The organism is Pannonibacter phragmitetus (genome assembly GCF_050510895.1).
In the GTDB taxonomy this organism is placed as follows: domain Bacteria; phylum Pseudomonadota; class Alphaproteobacteria; order Rhizobiales; family Stappiaceae; genus Pannonibacter; species Pannonibacter phragmitetus_B.
This window is the reverse complement of sequence record NZ_JBNINT010000001.1, coordinates 398,343-416,123: the sequence shown is the minus strand read 5'-3', so window position 1 is coordinate 416,123 and position 17,781 is coordinate 398,343. Positions and strand designations below refer to the sequence as shown.

The window sequence follows — 17,781 nt, the reverse complement described above, 5'->3', positions numbered from 1 at the left end:
CCAATGGCAGCCCTTTCAGACACGCTCGTTGTCCCGATTGATCTTGCCGCGCTGTGCGTCGGAGAGACGGATGTCAACGGATCAGCAACACAGCCCTATGGCACAAAAGACTTCTCGCGGCTCGCCCCGGATTTCTCGCTGCTGCCATATGCTGCGGATGGCACCGCCCGCAACTCCGGCCCCTATCTCAGCACCCAGGTCCTGCCCGGCGCGTTCCAGAAGGCCTCCGATCCGCTCGATACAGGCATCCACCTGCACTGGGCTCTGCCGGAGACCCTCACTCACGGAACACAGAACACCGCTGGATCGATCAGTTTTCAGAGCGCCCCGAACCGCTGGCTCGTGCTTCGCATCGCAACAAACACGGCTGTGCCGCAGTCTTCCGAGACCAGCCTGAAGGCCTGGATCCTCGAAAGCGACCGGCTGTGGGACGGCGAAACTCCCCTTCAGCCTACTGATCCCGTACAAAACGCCGTCAGCCTGGCTGTTCCGATTGAGCCCAATCCGAATGTGCAGCCCAACAAATCCTGGAAGACACTTGGCCGGGTGTTTGCTCTCGATGGCTGGGCAGAAGACCCATCCGCCCAGCGCGCGGATCTGACGGCGCTCGGCTACGGCGAGGCGACCTATGCCGCCACCTACCAGCTTTGTCCGAATGTCTTCGGCTTCTGGGACACGCTGGCGGATCTTGACCCTGCCTCTTACCCGCCTGCGAGCACGCGCGTATCCTATCTGCTGGCAGGCTGGCATGCGGATGCCAAGGACGATCCTCTCGCCCGCATTACCTATCCTGCCGGAACCTCTGTGGCCGAAAAAATCGCAGCAATCGCAGCAGCTTATGGCTGGACTTTCCCGGCAGATGGCCTTGCCGCGGTGCCAGGGCGGACCGTTTACACCTCTCTGCTGACCAACATCGCATGGGACAAGACCACCCACTACATCACGCCGCGCCAGCCCGGACCAGCAGGTATCGAGGTTGCGATCGGTAACACCACGCCGGAAGCCCTGTCGGCGCTTGTTGCGGCACAGCCGGACTTCGAAGGGCTCCAGAACGTCGAGCTGATCCTCAACGCACTTCAACTTGGCCTTCTGACGCGTATGGAACTGCCGGGAGGGCTGCGCGATATCGAGGACGCCCTGCACAAGAACGGCTTCTCCTCAGCCAGTCAGGGCGCTGTCTGGACTATCGAAGCCGCGACGGGAGCAGATCCAGGCTCAGCGACGGGCGCTCCCAGCCTGGCCGAACTGCCGCCGGAAACGGGCGATGCACTCAACGCTCTCAATCTTGCACAGGCACAGGCAGATGAGATTGAGCGAAACTGCGACAGTCTGCGGGCGCGCATCTTCGCCGACTGGGTACGCTACATGCAGATCCAGTATTCGCCGCCCCCGCCCGGCGGATATCCCATCACGGCAGATCAGGCACGCCAGTTCATCACTGCCGAAACCGGCAGCCTCAACACCTTGTTGCAGGATCTCCAGACCACGAAACAGTCTGTAGAGAGCGCCAAGTCCGCCCTTTTGGAAACCCTCGACCCGCGTTACAGCCTGACAACAACGGATGGTGCAAGGTTCTACGCGCCGACGGAGCCGGCCCTGCTCTTTTCGGGCGAAGAAGTCCGGCCGGCATACAGGGCAGCGCCCGCCGAAGCCCGCGACCCGGATGGCAACATGATCTGCCGTGTGGCCACCACGGTCCTGAGTTCCCTCACGGCCACCAGCGACAAGGCCCAGTTCACAATCAACGCCGCATCACTGCCCGCCCTTGCGCTTCCGGCAGACCTCCCGGTTGCCGAGACCATGACAGCCCTCACCGGCGAGGCCTTCCTCGCAGATCCGGTGCAGGCACCCGTTGCCGCAGCTGCATTCGCCAGATTGGGAGGGAGGACAATCCGGCGCTTGCCGACTTCGACGGTTTTACCGCGCAGATTCAGGTTGCGCAGTCCGCACTTTACGGAACGCCTCCGGAGCCCTCGCTGCATTTCACCGGCACCCCGCCGAGCCCGCTCGCCTTCAAACCCTGGTCACGGCCATGGCTGCCAATCATCCTGCAATGGGAAGTGGAGCACTTTCCAAATACGCTTCCCCTTACCCGCCTGACTTTCTGACCGCGAACTACACCTTCGGACCGGACGAACTTGATCTTCAGTTCGACAGGAGCATTCCGGCCGACACGAGCAACAGCCGGACCTATGAGGGCACAATCGTTCTGACTGGCAACACGGAGATCAACATTCGCCAGCAGATCGAGGCCTATCTCACCAATTTCCCCGATTCTGATATCGACGCCGAGCTGCGTGAGATCCTGGACAACCTGGATCCGGCGATGCAGGCACAGGCGCTCAGCGGTTTCAACCAGTCCTTCCTGATGCTGGCCCGCATCCTGCAGATGGGCGTCTCCGATCCGCTGGGGATTCTCAAGGGGTGTTCTTTGCCAACTTCACCAATGTCACGGTGAAAGAGGCTGTCGCTGGTTTCAACACCGACAGCCCGCTTGGCAACAACACATTCTCGCCATTGCGTAATGGCGGGTTCCGTGTGACCCGGGTGCGCATCATCGACACATTCGGACAGCCACTGGACCTTCCCGCCCCAGCCATTGTGCGGGCTGAAAACCTGATCGCTCCCACCGAAAGCGAAAAACTGATCAACCTGCCGCTCCGGATCACGCAGCCCTCGCGGCTCCTCTTCAACTGGTTGTCGGCAGACAATGATGCGGTGGAGATGAACAGCCATCCGGCGACGACGCCCGTCTTTGGCTGGGTGCTGTTCAACAGGCTGGACCAGGCCCTGATGATCTACGATGAGAGCGGCACCGCCCTCGGCTCGTTCAACCTGCTCGGCCCCTTCTGGCAGGGAGCGCCCGGCAATCAGGCGACATTCGCAAAGCCCATCGAGGAAGTCTTCGCCGAAGCAAATCCGCATCTGCGCGCCTTTGCCCTGGGCATGTCCTCCGCAGCCAATCCGGTTGCCTATCTTGGAGAAATGCTGAAGGCGATCGACAAGAGCCTGGGCTTCATCGCGCCGGGCCAGAGCCAGCCCTTCGACAGCCTCTCGATCCTGATCGGCCGGCCTCTCGCTTTGACGCGTGCCGCTCTGGACCTTCAGCTGCTCGGCCTGCCAGCCATGAACCAGAGCCTTTCAAGCTTCGCCGCAGCAACCGGGGCATCTGATCCGCTGCAGCGGGACGATGGCGGTGCAACGGCCGTGAAGATCCCTGTGGTGCTCGGTGCATTCGACGACATCGACGACGGGCTGACCGGTTACTTCATCGATGACGGCACCGAGACGGCATATCAGACCTTCTATACGGAGGCTGCGGCTTCCGGGGACAGCCACGGCGTCAAGCCTCCGGCACCGGACCAGATCACCCTTGTCACGTCTGCTTCGAGCACTCCAGTAACCGTCACGATGCTGATTGATCCGAATGCACCGGTTCACGCACGCACTGGACTGCTGCCCCTCACCGAACTGGCCATTCCGTCCTCGATGATTTCCAACGATCTGGCCCGGATCGCTGTGACTTTCCTCACCACACCCGTGCTTCTGGCCGACGAGCCGCAAATCCCGGTGCCGCCCGAAAGCGGATACGTGTGGAGCTGGGTCACGCAGATTGCAGGCGCAGGCCAGTGGAGCGTGACGCCGGTCGCCGGGGGGACGACGTGTCATTGCTGCCGCAGCAAATCCAGGAAGGCTGGCTCAAACTCGAACACGCGCCGGACACGCGCAGCGGCGCAAGCCCGCGGCGCTTGCGCAAGAAGTGAGGACCGCATGAGCGCACAGGCATCAATCGGACTGGCCATCGCCAATGCCACCACCGGTGAGGCAGTCATCTACGTGACCCAAGACACGTCGATGAACGATCTCGTCTTCACCATTACCTATTCCGGCAGTTCACCGGCCACCTTCAAGGGAGGAACTCCGGTCCCGGAAGGCCAGATCACACCGCAGAGCCCAACGTCCTTTTACTTCACCATAACCCCATTCCTGACGCCGGCAGAATTTCAGGCAATCAAAGTGGCTCCGCCCGCTGGCTGGCAGACGGCTCAGCTGACAAGTTTTGCGCTCACGCCGGTCTCCGACATAACGGTTCAGCCGGGCGACAGTTTCGTCTTCCGCCTGACCAATCTTGCAGCCGATGGCCAAACGGGCCCCGGTTCATTCAACGTCACGAATTACAATGTGCCCGGCGTCGCCGACAACGGAACGCAGCTCGCCCTCGCCCTTGAACAGCCCCCATCGACCCACAAGCGTCTTGCGGACGTACTCACAATCTCCTTCGCCGAGGGCAACACGGTCTTCATCGACGTGAATGACAGCGGTTCAATTCCGCCAAATGCATTGATCCTGCGGCTCGACAACACGGCACTGCAGCCAATCGTCCCGCCCGATACGCCGTGGCCTACCACTCCGGTTTTCTATCTCAGCTTCGTGACCGCAACCAGCGGACCTGGCTATGGCGCGCTGACCACAATCGACAGGCTGAAGAATGTCACCGTCTCACTCGCCGGCGACTACGGGACAACCTGGACCATCCAGGATCACACCCAGGAAACACCTCCCCACTGGGCCGTCTATCCGAAAAGCCAGGAGATCCTCGGGATCGGTGCTGGCGCGATTGTCGAATTCAGGATTGACGGCATCGTCACCAGTTTCGAACCGTCGGGCACCAATCTCTATCTTCAATCCTCCGGCATTCCCGGTTTCGATGACGGGGTACAGGCACTTGTCATCGACAAGCGGCCGCCTCAGCTTGCGATCCAGGATTTCAGTTCCGGCAAAAACAATGTCTCTTCCGGAACGCAGGTTCCGCTGAACTGGCGGACCTTCGATGCAAACCGCTGCGAGTTGAGCCCTGTGAACGGCCAGAGCGTGCCGGTCCCTGTGCAATCGCCGGGTACCTATTCGGTCACGCCCGCGATGACGACAACCTATACGCTGACGGCCTTCAACGACAAGCAAGGGACCCGCACGAGCCTTCCCTTGACCATCGACGTCCTGCCGGTCCGCTTCACGCAGCAACTGAGCGCGTCCCCCTCCACCGGGATCCATTACGGTGATCCGGTCACCCTGTCCTGGGCAACGTCTTCCGCCACAGCCTGCACGATCAGTCCGCCGGTCAATGGCTCAAGCACGGTGCCGCTCTCAGCCTCAGGCCTCGTCATCAACCCCGCAGCGACGGTTCAGTACACAGTCACGGCGCAGGGGCAGAACGGCCCGGTGCAGAGCAGCCTGACCATCGTCCCCATTCCCAACGGCTGGCGCAGCGCCGCAAATGCAGGACTTTGGACCACGTTTTCCCGGCCGGTTCTCATCCCTGACTTTGCAGGGCGGCTGTGGTTTCTGGCTGGAGGCTCCGAAGAGCTGAAAAGTTCTATTTTCCGCAGCATTGATGGCTTCAGCTGGGACTACGCGACCGACAATGCAGCCTATTCCCCGCGTGGCGATGCCGCAGGCTGTGTCTTCAATGGGCGCATGTGGCTGACGGGGGGCAAGACCCGTGCCGGCAGTGTGAACGAGATTTGGAGTTCAGCAGACGGCGTCACCTGGACACAGGCTGCCGTCAATGGCCACTGGTCTCCACGCAGCCGCCATGGTTGCCTCGCCTTTGCCGGCAAGCTCTGGATCTTCGGCGGAGCAGATGCAAACGGACAGCCGCTGGGCGACGTCTGGAACTCGCTGGATGGAGTGAACTGGACGCAGATCACGGCCAAGGCGGTCTGGCCAGCCCGGTCAGCACTTGGTGCGGTGGTCTTCGGAGGGGCCATGTGCATCATAGCCGGCAACGGGTCCAGCGGACCGCTCGCCGATGCCTGGCAAAGCACGGACGGGCTCTACTGGGATGGCCTCGCAAGCACACCCAACTGGCTGGCCCGTTCAAGCCCCAACGTCAACGTCGTCAACGGTTCGCTCTACGTGATCGGCGGCACAGGACGCGATGGCAAGGCGATCTCGGACAACAACATCCTTGTCCCCGGAAAGCCCTGGAGCTTCGGGGCAGGGCCAGGCTGGAGCGGAGACACGCTCAACATTGCGTCAGCCGCATTTCTTGGCGCGCAGTGGTTCGCCGGTGGCATGGCTGGCGCTCAGGCAAACCGCACTGTGTGGGGACTTGGATAACGCCACCTCTCAACGAACCCGGCATGGTGAGAAGAGATCAAGCCCGTCCGGCGCGGACCTTCCCAAGCGGGCGCTTGAAGTTCCGCCGGAGACTTGGCAAGCGCGAGATGCAGCTCTGAAAAGTGGCCAAGGATGCGGCAACATATCCGGCTGTTCGATGTTGCCAGTTTCTGTCACTGACAGCTCAGCGAGGGTTCCAATGGCCGGGGCTGTCAGAGCACGGCTTCACCAACATGGTGGAGCAGCCAGCACAGCGCTGTGAGGCACATAACTGCGAAGAGCAGCAGCAGCCCGTCACGAGTGAGGATTGCGGCGGCAACCAGGGCAATGAAGCTGGAGGCAATCGTGGCGCTGCCGGGCACCAGCTCCATGAAGGGCATGAAGACGGTCAGTGCCATGATCATCATCAACCAGACATAGAGACAGGGCTTCTCCGTCAATACGCTGAAGCGTGGCTGAAGTATGTGATCAATGAACGCAACCGGTTTGCGCAGCCAGGATACCGCCCCGCGCAGCCCACCGCCGGAGATTTCCCTCCGCTCCAGAATACCAGGAAGCCATATGTGCCTCCGCCCGACGATCACCTGTGCCACCAGAATGAACTCAATAAGGGCAACAAGGGTCGTCGTGCCCGGCAAGATGCTGGCCGGAGATACGGTGATCAGGGCAAAGATAAGCATGAGCGCCGCGAAAGAACGGGCGCCGACGGCTTCGACCATCGCGCCGATACTGACCGCTTCTGCCTTGCCGGCCTCCTCAAGATGGTCCAGCACTCCCCCGAGCACGAGGTTGTTGTCCTGCATCTCCAGCACCGTCCTTTTCACTTGCTGCTGACAGGAAACCCGGCTGAGGCAGGACTGTTCCACCAAGGCAGGAACATTTCCGCCTGTTGCTGGCTGAACTGGCAAGCCGCGCATGCTAAGCCTGACCTCGCCTCGCGCTGGGGGAGATGGAAGGGAGGGAACCCGAATTCGTCTTGCGCGATCCCAATCTGAGTTCCGGGGAGACCGCAGGACAAGACCGGGATACTTCTGCTCCGTTCCCTGCGTTTATGCAGGAGAGGTCTTTTGGCGATGCGAAAACATTGGCGCACCCGAGATCTGCAGCTCTTCGGGAAACTCAGCCCGCAGGATGCTGCCGCTGTCCGACTCTGTAATGTAGAGCGTACGTCCGGAAGGGCCGCCAAAGGCACAATTTGTCGTCCCAAGACCGCGCGGCGACCGCACCACGGCAACAGGGCGGCCAAGTGCGTCGTGCACCCATACAAGGCCCATGCCTGTCTGGCAGACGACGACGCCGTTTTGCGCCGTCAATGCCAGGCCGTCCGGTCCGGCCCGGCCACCGGAAAACTGGATGAAAAGCCCCGCCTTGTTGACCCGGCCGCTCGCCGATAACGGCAAACGCCAGACGGCGTTTGCCCGCGTGACGGCGAGATAGAGCACGTGTTCGTTGATGTCGAGCACCAGGCCGTTTGGGCTAGGGACCTTGTCCATCAAGCATGCGAGCGCGCCGGTCTCCGGCTGCCAGCGGTAAACCCTGCCCGTGGGGTCCTGCAGACCAGTCTGGCCCTGATCCGTGAAGTAAAGAGCACCATCGCTGCCGAAATGCAGATCATTGCAGCCCTTGAACCCCTCCGTATCGCAATCGCGGAGCGCATGGGAAATTGCCCCGGTCACCGGATCAAGCTGCATGATCCCGTTTTGAAAGTCGGCGATGAAGATCCGCCCGTCACGATGGATCTTCAGCCCGTTCGGTTGCCCCTCATACTCCGCGATCTGGCGAATATTTCCGGACGGATCGCTGCGGAGTATCCGCCCGAAGGGAATATCCACGAACCAGAGGTTGCCTTCGAGATCAAAGGACGGGCCCTCAAGGAAACTGTCGACCGCCTGCCCGCGGCGGTTGCGCTCTGCCCAATAGGACGAAACTCCGCTTCGCCGAAGGTCCGCCGGCAGTTCGGCGAACACTTCCGCGTCGATGATCACCGGCTCGGGGAAAGGATAGGTATGGTGCATGGCTTTATCCGATTGTGATCGATGGCAGGAAAAGCGCAATTTGCGGGAAGGCGATCATCAACAGCATGAACACCAGAATGATGGCGAAGAACGGCGCCGTTCCCATGATGACATCTTCCACTTTTACCTCGTTCGAGGAACTGGCGACGACAAACAAAATGACGCCGAGTGGTGGGGTCAGTTGTCCAAGCTCGACCAGAATCACGACAAAGACGCCAAACCAGACCGGATCGACCCCGAGCGCGAGCAGCGCCGGAAAGATCACCGGCACGATGATCGCAATCATGCCGAGGCCTTCCATGAAGCAACCAAGGACTGCGAAAGTGACCATGATGATCAAAAGGAAGGTCAGACGCGACACGTTTGCATCGTTCAGCATTGCGACCAGGTCCTCTCCGACACCGGAGAGCGCTGTCGCATAGGCAAAGATCATCGAGGTGAACACCACGAACAGGATATTACCGCTCATCGTGGCCGTGCGGCGCAAAGCATCCGCAAGAAGCTGCAAACTCAGGCGCCGGTAAAGCGCCGCGATGGCGATTGCGCCGAGGACACCGACGGCGCCAGCTTCGGTCGGCGTGGCAAAACCGCCATAAATGCTGCCGAGCACGACCGCAATCAGGATCAGAAACGGCACAATGTCGAGCAATGCTGTACCAAGCTCCGGCCAGGAGCTTCGCATGCCGGTCTTCGGCGCGAGTTTAGGGTTCAGCAGGACCCGGACCGCAATGAACGCCATATAGAAGAGGGCAAGCAGGATGCCAGGCACGAGACCGGCCGCGAACAGCCGCGCGATCGAGGTCTCCGTGAATGTGGCGTAGATGATCATCGTGATCGAAGGCGGGATCAAAATGCCGAGCGTGCCGCCCGCGGCAAGCGACCCTGCAACCAGACGCTTGTCGTAACCGCGTGCCGCAAGCTCCGGCAGGGCAACCGTGGACATAGCCGCAGCAGTAGGCGCACTCCCGCCAGAAATCGCCGCAAAGATTCCGCTGCCCGCAATATTGGTATGCAAGAGACCACCCGGCAGGCGGCGGACAAAGGGGGCGACACCGTTGTAGAGCCGGCTCGAAAGACCGGATCCGAGCAGCACCTCTGCCATCAACACAAAAAGAGGAATGGCTGCCAGCGTGAAGCTGTTTGCCGAACCCCAGCTGACGATGCCGAGGGCCTTCCAGCCCGCGAACCCCTTCATCAGCCATATATAGAAAAGGCCTGCGCCAGCTACAGCGAACTGGACCCACATGCCCCCCAGGATGAGGCCAATCAGGAGCCCAAAAGCAAGGATCGCGTCCATCAGGAATTACCCTTGAACCTGCCAATGGTCAGCAGGAATTGTTCGATAAGGAAGATGCCGATCACACCGAAGCCCGCCGGCAGCAGCAATTGCGGAATCCAAAGCGGTGTCCGCAGTACGGTTGGCGCGAACTTGCCGCGGCTGAATGAGCTCAGCATCAGATCGTTGGTTTTCCAGAGCAGCACACCACAGATGATCAGCGCCACAAGAACGAAGATCCGCGTGCCCCAGACACGTCCGGCCTCTGGCAGCGTGTCGTAGAGAAAATGCACCTGAAACAGGTTGCCACTGCGCATGGCAATCGCGGCGCCGAAGAAAGTCAGCATGACGACACAATAGCCGGTTATCTCTTCCGCAAATCCCAGGGAATAATTGAAAAGACTGCGGGACACAGCTTCGCCTGCAACGAGCAAGACAAGTGCAATCAGCACCGCTGCAGTGGCGAATTTCGCCACCGCAGCAATAATGTCGAAGAACAGACCAGCCGACGCTTGCCCTTTGGGAAAATCGCCGTTCATCTTACTTTCCAATGGCCGCGCGGATGGTCTTCAGGGCTTCTTCATATTCAGGGCCGTTCTCCTTCGCCCACGCCTCCCAGTAGGGGGCAAGCTTTTCGCGGGCCGTTGCAAGATCACCATCCGCAAGCTCAACGATCTTCATGCCGCCATTGGCCTGTGCAGTCTTTTGCACGGTCTCGTCCTCGATGAATTCCCTGGTGGTGGCAGCTCCCTCCTCGGCAACGATCTTGCGGAGAATCTGCTGGTCTTTCTCGCTCAGAGCGTCGAAGGAGTCGGCGTTGGCGATGATCATGGAGTTCCCGTAGTTGACGGGAAAGCGATAGTTGAAGGGCAGAAACTCGTGCCAGTTCTTCGCACCACCGGCGCTGGCAGTCAGCACGCCCTCAATGACGCCACGTTCAAGGGCGGTCGGCACCTCTGTCCCGGCAAGCGTGATCGGCGCACCGCCGAATGCTTCAACGAACTTTCCCTGCTCGGGCGAGGTCACACGGATCTTGTGACCCTTCATATCGGCAAGGCTTTTCATCTCGAACGTCGTGAAAATGGTTTGCTCCGGATAACGGTAGCCGCCGAGCAGGGTGACGTCCTGTTGAGCGAAGGCCTTGACCAGGATCGGTTCCATAGCTGCGGCCGCCTTGGCCCACTCATCGTCATTCTCGATCAGCATCGGCAGATTGAGGACACGGGCGATCGGCACGCTGCCGGAAAAGAAGAAGTCGGCGGCAAAGTTGACGATGTTGTCGCCGACCGCCTGCGTGATGTCGGAAGACGCAATTTGTAGCGTCTTGCCGAGATGCAGCGTCATGGTCAGCTCGCCACCGGTCTCCTTGCCAACGCGTTCGGCGATGCGGTTCATGCCCTTGACCGCAGCAGTCGTGGAAACGGCGGAATAAGTATAGGCGGTCCAGTCTTCAGCCTTGGCCATTGTTGCCGATGCCACGACGGCAATCACTGCGCCCATTGTCGACAGTTTCATTCGTTTCTCCTCCTGTTCAAGTCCGTCTTTTCAGTGTCCGGATCATCCAAGCTGTGACGTCATTTCCACGGGTTCTTGTCCCATATGGACTGAGCAACGCCATCTTGTTTCCGGGCCAGGTCCGCAAAAGCGTCACCCGCGGCAAAGGCCATCGGATTGCCTTGGTCAGCCATCGCTTTCAGGAAGTCCGGGTTCGCATTGACTGCATTCAGTGCATCGCGAAGCTTGCCAGTGATCTCTGCATCCATTCCGGCTGGACCGACGATGCCGCGAAGAGACGACATCTCCACGTCAAGTCCGAGTTCCCTGGCCGTAGGCACGTCAGGGCGGAAGGCGGAACGCTTGTCAGAGAGTACGGCGAGCACTCTGATATCGTCCTTGAAGCTCGTGGTCTGGCTCAGCGCCATGGTGCCAGCGGCGACATGCCCGCCCAGAAGCGCGGTGCGCGCCAAGGCAGCTCCCTTGAAGGGAACGAGCGTGAACTCTGCCTGCGCAGCATCGGCCAGCATATTCGCCGCGAAATGATCATTGCCCCCAAGTGAGGCGAGACCGAAGGTGAGCGCGCCAGCATTCTCCTTTGCCGCAGCCATGAGCTCCTCAAGGCCTTCAAACTCCGACGAGGCGCTGACGACGACGGTATTCGGATCATCCACAAAATTCGCAAGATAGGTGAAGCTGTCGACACCGTAGCCTGCCGGCCTGTCCTTTGTGAGGGCGAAGGCCGCCGGCAGGTTGAAAGTGCCGAGCGTGTAGCCATCGGGTGCCGCCTTTGCGACCTCGGTAAAGCCGATCAGACCGCCCGCACCGGGCATGTTCTTCACGATCACGGACGCCCCCTCGCCCAACTCCTTTTCCAGATATTGCGCAACCGTGCGCGCCATCACGTCGGTGCCACCGCCTGCGGAGTAGCCCACGACGATTTCGATCGGCTTTTCGGGAAACCCGGCGAAGGCGGGCGCACAGGTGAGCGCGCTTACCGCCAGCGTTAGAAGCATTCTCTTCAAGACACAGTCCTCCCTCTGTCTTTGGTAAAAATCTGCTCATCCAGTCCGTAGGAGCGCGACGCGGTCCGCCAAAAAGGTCGTCACGCTCCCCGGCAGAGAGGTCTTTCGAAAGCCGTTTGAACGCATTCCACAAGGCGCCGTAGCTGAACTGCCCCTTGTCGACAGGAAAATTGCTTTCGAACATGGCGCGTTGCGGCCCGAAGGTCTCAAGGCAATGAAAGAAGCAAGGCGCCCAGTCACTTGCGAGCTGACTGGAATGCGGCGGCTGCGCTGCATCGGCATAGCGGTAGCCGAGAACCGTCAACCCGAACCCGCCGATCTTGATGCGGGTATTCGGCAATTGTGCCAAGGCAGCTATGGACTTTCGCCAGTCCGCCAGCACCTCTTGACCCGAAAGCCGGTAAGGCCCGACACCCAGAGGACCACCGCAATGGTCAATCACGACCGTGAGATCCGGCACGGCAGAAGCCAGATCAAACACCTCGCCAAGCTGCGTGTGATAGGCCCAGATATCCAGTGCGAGGCCATTCCCGGCAAGCACCTTCGCCCCCTCGAGAAATGCATCGCTGCGCAACAACCCATCAGGCGGCGGGTTCGGATTAGAGCGCACGGCAGGATGGGGATGGTAGGCAGTGGTGTTGCGGATGCCGCGCACCTTGCCATCACCGGCTTCCATTAACGGATCCAGAACACGGCGAACCTCGCTGCCCAGCTGCAGATCTGCAAAGGCAACCAGGGCGGCGGGATAATCAGGCTGTGCCCGGCACCACTTCAGGATTGTTTCCACTTCCCCCACAGGCTGCAGGGCAGGTTCTGCATCCATGTTGTAGCCCGTGCGGCATTGGACATAGATGCTCGCACGGACATCATGCCCGCGCGAAACATCGTCCAGGAACTCGGCGGCAGCATACCGGCCGCCGGACCTCACCCACAGATGATGATGCGCATCGAGGATCGGCTGTTCCGGCGCAAGGATTTCTTCCCGCGCCTGTGCCAGCCAGTCATCCCTCACCACAAAATGCGGATTGGCCTGTGCCATGATCAGGACCCGGGCTTGCAGCTTTTCTCGTGCCGAGGCGCCGCTTGATCATGGGACCAACCACGACAGCCACCGTAAGCGCGACGATGACAAGGCTCGTCGTATTGGCAAACAGGACCGACCAGTCACCACGGCCGATGCGCAATGCAAGCCGCAGGTTCTCCTCTGCAAAGGCGCCAAGGATCAGCCCCAGGACGACCGGCGGAAGCGGGAACTTCAGCTTGTCCATGACATAGCCGATCGCCCCGAAGCCGAGCATGAGATAGACGTCGAACATGCGGCCATGGATCGAATAGACGCCGATCAGCATCAAGACGATGATGACAGACCCGAGCAGTGGGCGCGGCAGGTTCAAAAGCCGTGCGAAGCTGTTGGTGGCAAGCGAACCTCCGAGCAGTACCAGAAGCACAGCGCCGAACAGGAACTGCCACATGAAGCCGAAGACGATGTCCGGATTGTCGCGGAACAGCATCGGCCCCGGTTGCAGACCATGGATCAGCAGCCCACCCAGCATGACAGCGGCAACGGCCGTGCCGGGTATGCCCAGCGTCAGGGCCGGAATGAGCGCAGATGCGGTATCGGCATTGTTGGCGGTCTCGGCAGCCGCCACCCCTCCGGCTCGCCCTTCTCCCATGTTTCGGGGGTTTTGCTGGCGCGGCGCGCTTCATTGTAGGACATGAAAGCCGCCATCGAGCCACCGGCACCGGGCAGGATGCCGATCCAGATGCCGATGATTGAAGAGCGTATCCAGGTTTTCCAGAAGCGCCCCATGCGCGGAAGCGCGCGCCAAAGCGGTTCTGTTCCCAGTTTGCTGCTGCTCACGCCATCGGTCTTGAGTGGCACTTCGAGCAAATCGATCACAGGCGGAAGCGCATAGAGCCCGACGAGCAGAATGACGATATTGATCCCGTCCAGCAGCTCAAGCTGGCCGAAGGTGAAGCGGTCCGTCCCGAAGATCGGATCCGATCCGACGACCGATACAAACACCCCGAAACAGGCGCTGAGCAGTCCTTTGACCGGACTTCCGCCGAGCAGGAAAATGATGCTGGCAAGACCAAAAATCGCCACCCAGAAGACTTCCGACGGACCGAACAGCAAGGTGACATTCGACAAGGGAGGCGCAAGCAGCATGAGAGCAAAGGCGCTTGCAATACCGCCAATCGACGACGACACGACCGCGACCTGCAGTGCAAATCCACCCTCGCCTTTCTGGGCCATCGGGTAGCCGTCGAACGTGGTCGCGACTGCCGCCGGAGTGCCGGGAATGCGCAGGAGGATGGCCGGAATGGCTCCGCCATACATGGCGCCATTGTAGATGCCAGCCATGAGACCGAGGGCCACGAGTGGCTCCAGGCCAAAGGTAAAAGGCACAAGGACCGAGATGGCCATGGTGGCACTCAAGCCGGGCATGGCTCCGACGATGATACCGGCGACGACTCCGATGACCACGGCAAGGAAGTTCGAGAACCTCAGGACCTCGGGAAGCGCGTGCAACAGTTCGTAGTACATGTCTGCCTACCTTGCCCACACAATGCCGACGGGAAATTGCTGTGCCATCGCGAAATCGAAGATCGCGTAGATGGCACCGACAACGATGAAAGTAGCAGCCAGCAGGCCAGGCACGCTCCGGTATCCGAAAGCATAGGCGACCAGCGGGACGGTAATGGCGGTCGAGAGATAGAAGCCGATCAGACCGGTTGCGACCACATAACCTGCGATCAAAAGGAAGGCGCCAGCGACACGTGGCGGCGCTTCCATCATAGGCTTCGCCACATGGCCTTTTGCGGCGTTTCTCTGGTCCTTGATGAGAAGGACAAGCGACAGCACGATCATGCCGGCCAGCATGGAGACCGGAAGAAGGGCTGAGATCGGCCTGAATTCAAGTGCCGGAACGAGAAGTGCACCTGCAACGATGATGATGCCGATTGCAGTCAAGGTCTCCGGGCGCGTCAGGCGAGAGGGACGGGTTGCGGACATGATCCAGCTCCATTCGATGATGTGGGAAGGGCACGCAGCTTGAAGCTGCGTGCCTGAGACGGATCAGTTCCAGGGTGTGGTCTCCCACACGCCCTTCGCCAGATCGTGAATATCCTTGGTCATCGTCTTGAAGTCGTCGCCCGTGACAACCTCCACCGGATTGGCGGTAGCTTGCATGGCCTTCAGGAACTCAGGATCGTCCTTGAGCTTGGAGAACGCATCCATAAGCTTGGCCCGGGCGTCGTCCGGCAATCCGGCCGGTGCGACGAACCCGCGCATTGCGCCATTGACGAGGTCAAGCCCCTGTTCCTTGAATGTCGGCAGGTCAGGCGCAAACTGGGAGCGCTGGTCGAGAGCAACACCAAGCACATTAAGCTGTTCCCGGAACTCGGCAACTTCAGAGATGTTGAGAATACCCATAGCGACATGGCCGCCAAGCAGCGCGGTGCGCGCAGGCGCAGATCCTTTGAACGGAACAATCGTAAAGTCCGTGTTCAAAAGGTTCTGAAGCTTGATCAAGGCGAAGTGGTCGTCACCGCCAAGGCTCGACATGCCCACAGTGATCGCACCCGGATTCGCCTTTGCCTCACTGATGAGCTTGTCGAGCGTATCGAGACCGCTTGCCTTGGACGTCACGATCACGTTGGGATCGTTCACCACATTGCCAAGGTATGTGAAGCTGTCGACTTCGTATTCGGCTTTGCGGTCAATCGTGCGGGCCATCATTCCCGGAAGATTGAACGTGCCAAGCGTGTAGCCGTCAGGAGACGCGTGAGCCACCTCGGTCACGCCGATCTGCCCGCTGGCACCGGGTACGTTCTTGATGACGACGCTTGCGCCCTGACCAAGATATTTCTCGATGAACGGGGCAGCCGTTCGAGCCATGACGTCCGTGCCGCCACCGGCCTCAAAGCCTACGATCACCTCAATTGGCTTGTTTGGGTAATCAGCGGCCATCACAGTGCCCGCAGACAGAAAGACAACTTGCGCCAGAAGCGCCGTCTTCTTCATCAGCCTCAACATGGTATTTCCTCCTCCACTTTTATTTCAGTTTTCTGGAAATGCGCACCCCAGTTTCTTCAATGTGGCGTCAACCCAAGTCCGGTCATTCGTGCCGGCAGCGATCGCCTGCATTTGCCTGGCCTCGGCATCTTGCTTGGCCTGTGTCCTGCTGAGGATGGCTTGGGCATCAGCGAGCGGAACGCAGAGAACCCCGTCGGAATCGCCGAGCATGATGTCGCCCGGCTCGATCACCATGCCGCCGATGCTGATTGGAACGTTGATTTCGCCCGGGCCGTCTTTGTAGGGACCGCGATGTGTAACACCGGCTGCGAAGGTCGGCAGGTTGGTCGATACGAAGGCATCGGCATCGCGAATGGCTGCATTCAGAACGAAGCCGACGACACCTTTCTTCACGGCATAGGCAAGCATCAGCTCACCCATCAGCGCGTTCGTCAGATCACCGCCCCCATCAACGACAATGACGTCGCCGGGCACCGCCATATCGATGGCTTTGTGCAGCATGAGATTGTCGCCAGGACGCGATTTGACCGTCAAGGCGACCCCGGCCATTGCGCCCGACGCATGCATGGGACGAAGTGTTGGCCCGGCAGCTGTCATGCGGGCCATGGCATCCGAGACATTGGCGACCGGAAGCACGGCAAAGGCGTCGACCAGTTCTTTCGAGGCGACTTTCCCGCGATTGTTGATACGGAAACCAGCAGACATTTCTAACCCTCTATTCGGCAAGTGAGCGATTGGCGGCGTCAAGGAGCTTGCGGTTCGCAATTCGCGATGGCGGAACAGGCTCACCGGCCAGCACCTGAAAAATGCCGCTGACAGCCTCGACCCCCACCCGCGCGCCCGCTTCGCGCGTCACGCCGCCAATATGGGGGGTCAGCACAATCCGGGGCTCTGCGAAGAAGGGGTGGTCCGCGCTGGGAGGTTCGACTGCAAAGGTGTCGAGCCCCGCGCCTGCCAGATGTCCGCTCTGAATGGCTTCAAGAAGCGCCGTCTCGTCGATCAGTCCACCGCGTGCGGTGTTGATCACATAGCTGCCTTCCGGCATGCGTGCGATGGCACTGGCATCAAGGATGTTGCGGGTCTGCTCCGTCAACGGGCTATGCAGGCTCAGAATATCCGAGCGCGAGAGCATGTCCTCAAAGCTGGTGCAGCGCTCGGCGCCCAGGGCCTCGAATGCGCCGTCGTCAGCATAGGGATCGTAGCCGATGACCTTCATGCCGAGCCCCTGCGCCATGCGGCCCGTCGCCTGGGCAATCGCGCCCATTGCAAAGAGCCCCATCGTGGCACCAGCGATTTCTCGGCCCGCAAAGCCTGGCTTTTCCCAGCGGCCTGCGCGCAGCCCTGCGTCAAGCGGCAGGATCCGCTTCACGACGGCCAGAAGCAGAGCGATCGCATGTTCGGCGACAGAGACCGCGTTGGCGCCAGCGGCAACCAGCACCGGAATGCCGCGCCGCGCCGCAGCCTCAAGATCAATGTTATCGACGCCCACGCCATGCTTGGAAATAACACGCAGATGCGGCGCGTCGGCCATAACGCTTTCATCGATCCGGCCCATGCGCGAAACAATTCCCACGGCGCCCGAGGATTTCAGGTATTCGGAAATGACGCAGCTGTCGGCATAGGGCGGGGTGTGTACGGCCTCATAACCAAATTCGGCCAAGAGCTTCTTCGCACTCGGATCAAGGTCCGGTCCGGTTACGAGAATGGTTCGTTTCATCGCACACTTCTCCAAACGCATGCCCTGCGCAGGCATTCGTCAATCCGTCTGATTTTTGTCGATTGGTTCGGCGGCCGGCTCCCGGCGGCACACCT

Annotated in this window: 13 protein-coding genes and 2 pseudogenes; 3 read left to right on the top strand and 12 right to left on the bottom strand. The window is 60.4% G+C overall.

What is annotated here, in order from left to right; all coding sequences use genetic code 11:
- The first annotated feature begins 3 nt into the window (after positions 1–3).
- Genes ACQB61_RS01930 through ACQB61_RS01920 form a run of 3 tightly spaced genes read left to right on the top strand, consistent with a single transcriptional unit; the run spans position 4 to position 6,120 of the window.
- Positions 4–2,100, top strand: coding sequence for a hypothetical protein (locus ACQB61_RS01930; RefSeq protein ID WP_430511261.1), 2,097 nt, complete (start codon positions 4–6; stop codon positions 2,098–2,100).
- Positions 2,054–2,458, top strand: a complete 405-nt coding sequence (locus ACQB61_RS01925; protein WP_430511260.1) for a hypothetical protein — start codon at positions 2,054–2,056, stop codon at positions 2,456–2,458. Before ACQB61_RS01930 ends, ACQB61_RS01925 begins: the two co-directional genes overlap by 47 nt.
- On the top strand, positions 2,425–6,120 hold the full coding sequence (locus tag ACQB61_RS01920; protein ID WP_430511259.1) for a kelch repeat-containing protein: 3,696 nt from the start codon (positions 2,425–2,427) through the stop codon (positions 6,118–6,120). Before ACQB61_RS01925 ends, ACQB61_RS01920 begins: the two co-directional genes overlap by 34 nt.
- A gap of 212 nt (positions 6,121–6,332) precedes the next feature.
- Here ACQB61_RS01920 and ACQB61_RS01915 read toward each other — a convergent pair whose 3' ends face one another.
- The 12 genes and pseudogenes from ACQB61_RS01915 to ACQB61_RS01860 form a co-directional block, all read right to left on the bottom strand.
- On the bottom strand, positions 6,333–6,923 hold the full coding sequence (locus ACQB61_RS01915) for an exopolysaccharide biosynthesis protein (protein WP_430511258.1): 591 nt from the start codon (positions 6,921–6,923) through the stop codon (positions 6,333–6,335).
- A gap of 246 nt (positions 6,924–7,169) precedes the next feature.
- Complete coding sequence (locus ACQB61_RS01910) at positions 7,170–8,135, bottom strand: SMP-30/gluconolactonase/LRE family protein (protein ID WP_430511257.1); 966 nt, start codon at positions 8,133–8,135, stop codon at positions 7,170–7,172.
- A 4-nt stretch (positions 8,136–8,139) separates the two neighbouring features.
- The gene (locus ACQB61_RS01905; RefSeq protein WP_430511256.1) at positions 8,140–9,432 is read right to left on the bottom strand and encodes a TRAP transporter large permease; all 1,293 of its coding nucleotides are present in this window, start codon (positions 9,430–9,432) and stop codon (positions 8,140–8,142) included.
- Positions 9,432–9,950, bottom strand: coding sequence for a TRAP transporter small permease (locus tag ACQB61_RS01900; protein WP_430511255.1), 519 nt, complete (start codon positions 9,948–9,950; stop codon positions 9,432–9,434). The genes ACQB61_RS01905 and ACQB61_RS01900 overlap by 1 nt, the downstream gene beginning before the upstream one ends.
- 1 nt (position 9,951) lies before the next feature.
- On the bottom strand, positions 9,952–10,926 hold the full coding sequence (gene dctP, locus ACQB61_RS01895) for a TRAP transporter substrate-binding protein DctP (protein ID WP_430511254.1): 975 nt from the start codon (positions 10,924–10,926) through the stop codon (positions 9,952–9,954).
- Between the two features lie 59 nt (positions 10,927–10,985).
- On the bottom strand, positions 10,986–11,921 hold the full coding sequence (locus ACQB61_RS01890) for a tripartite tricarboxylate transporter substrate binding protein (protein ID WP_430511253.1): 936 nt from the start codon (positions 11,919–11,921) through the stop codon (positions 10,986–10,988).
- Positions 11,922–12,051: 130 nt separating this feature from the next.
- Positions 12,052–12,969, bottom strand: a pseudogene (locus tag ACQB61_RS01885) (amidohydrolase family protein); the annotation flags it as partial.
- A pseudogene (locus ACQB61_RS01880) lies at positions 12,932–14,379 on the bottom strand (tripartite tricarboxylate transporter permease). The pseudogenes ACQB61_RS01885 and ACQB61_RS01880, both read right to left, overlap by 38 nt.
- A gap of 105 nt (positions 14,380–14,484) precedes the next feature.
- The gene (locus tag ACQB61_RS01875; protein WP_430511252.1) at positions 14,485–14,946 is read right to left on the bottom strand and encodes a tripartite tricarboxylate transporter TctB family protein; all 462 of its coding nucleotides are present in this window, start codon (positions 14,944–14,946) and stop codon (positions 14,485–14,487) included.
- A gap of 63 nt (positions 14,947–15,009) precedes the next feature.
- Positions 15,010–15,969 (bottom strand): Bug family tripartite tricarboxylate transporter substrate binding protein, encoded by a 960-nt coding sequence (locus ACQB61_RS01870; protein WP_430511251.1) that lies wholly within the window; start codon positions 15,967–15,969, stop codon positions 15,010–15,012.
- Between the two features lie 24 nt (positions 15,970–15,993).
- Positions 15,994–16,674 carry an RraA family protein gene (locus ACQB61_RS01865; RefSeq protein WP_430511250.1) on the bottom strand — a complete coding sequence of 227 codons (681 nt, stop codon included), beginning with the start codon at positions 16,672–16,674 and terminating at the stop codon, positions 15,994–15,996.
- A 10-nt stretch (positions 16,675–16,684) separates the two neighbouring features.
- Complete coding sequence (locus tag ACQB61_RS01860; protein ID WP_430511249.1) at positions 16,685–17,686, bottom strand: hydroxyacid dehydrogenase; 1,002 nt, start codon at positions 17,684–17,686, stop codon at positions 16,685–16,687.
- Between the last annotated feature and the right edge of the window lie 95 nt (positions 17,687–17,781).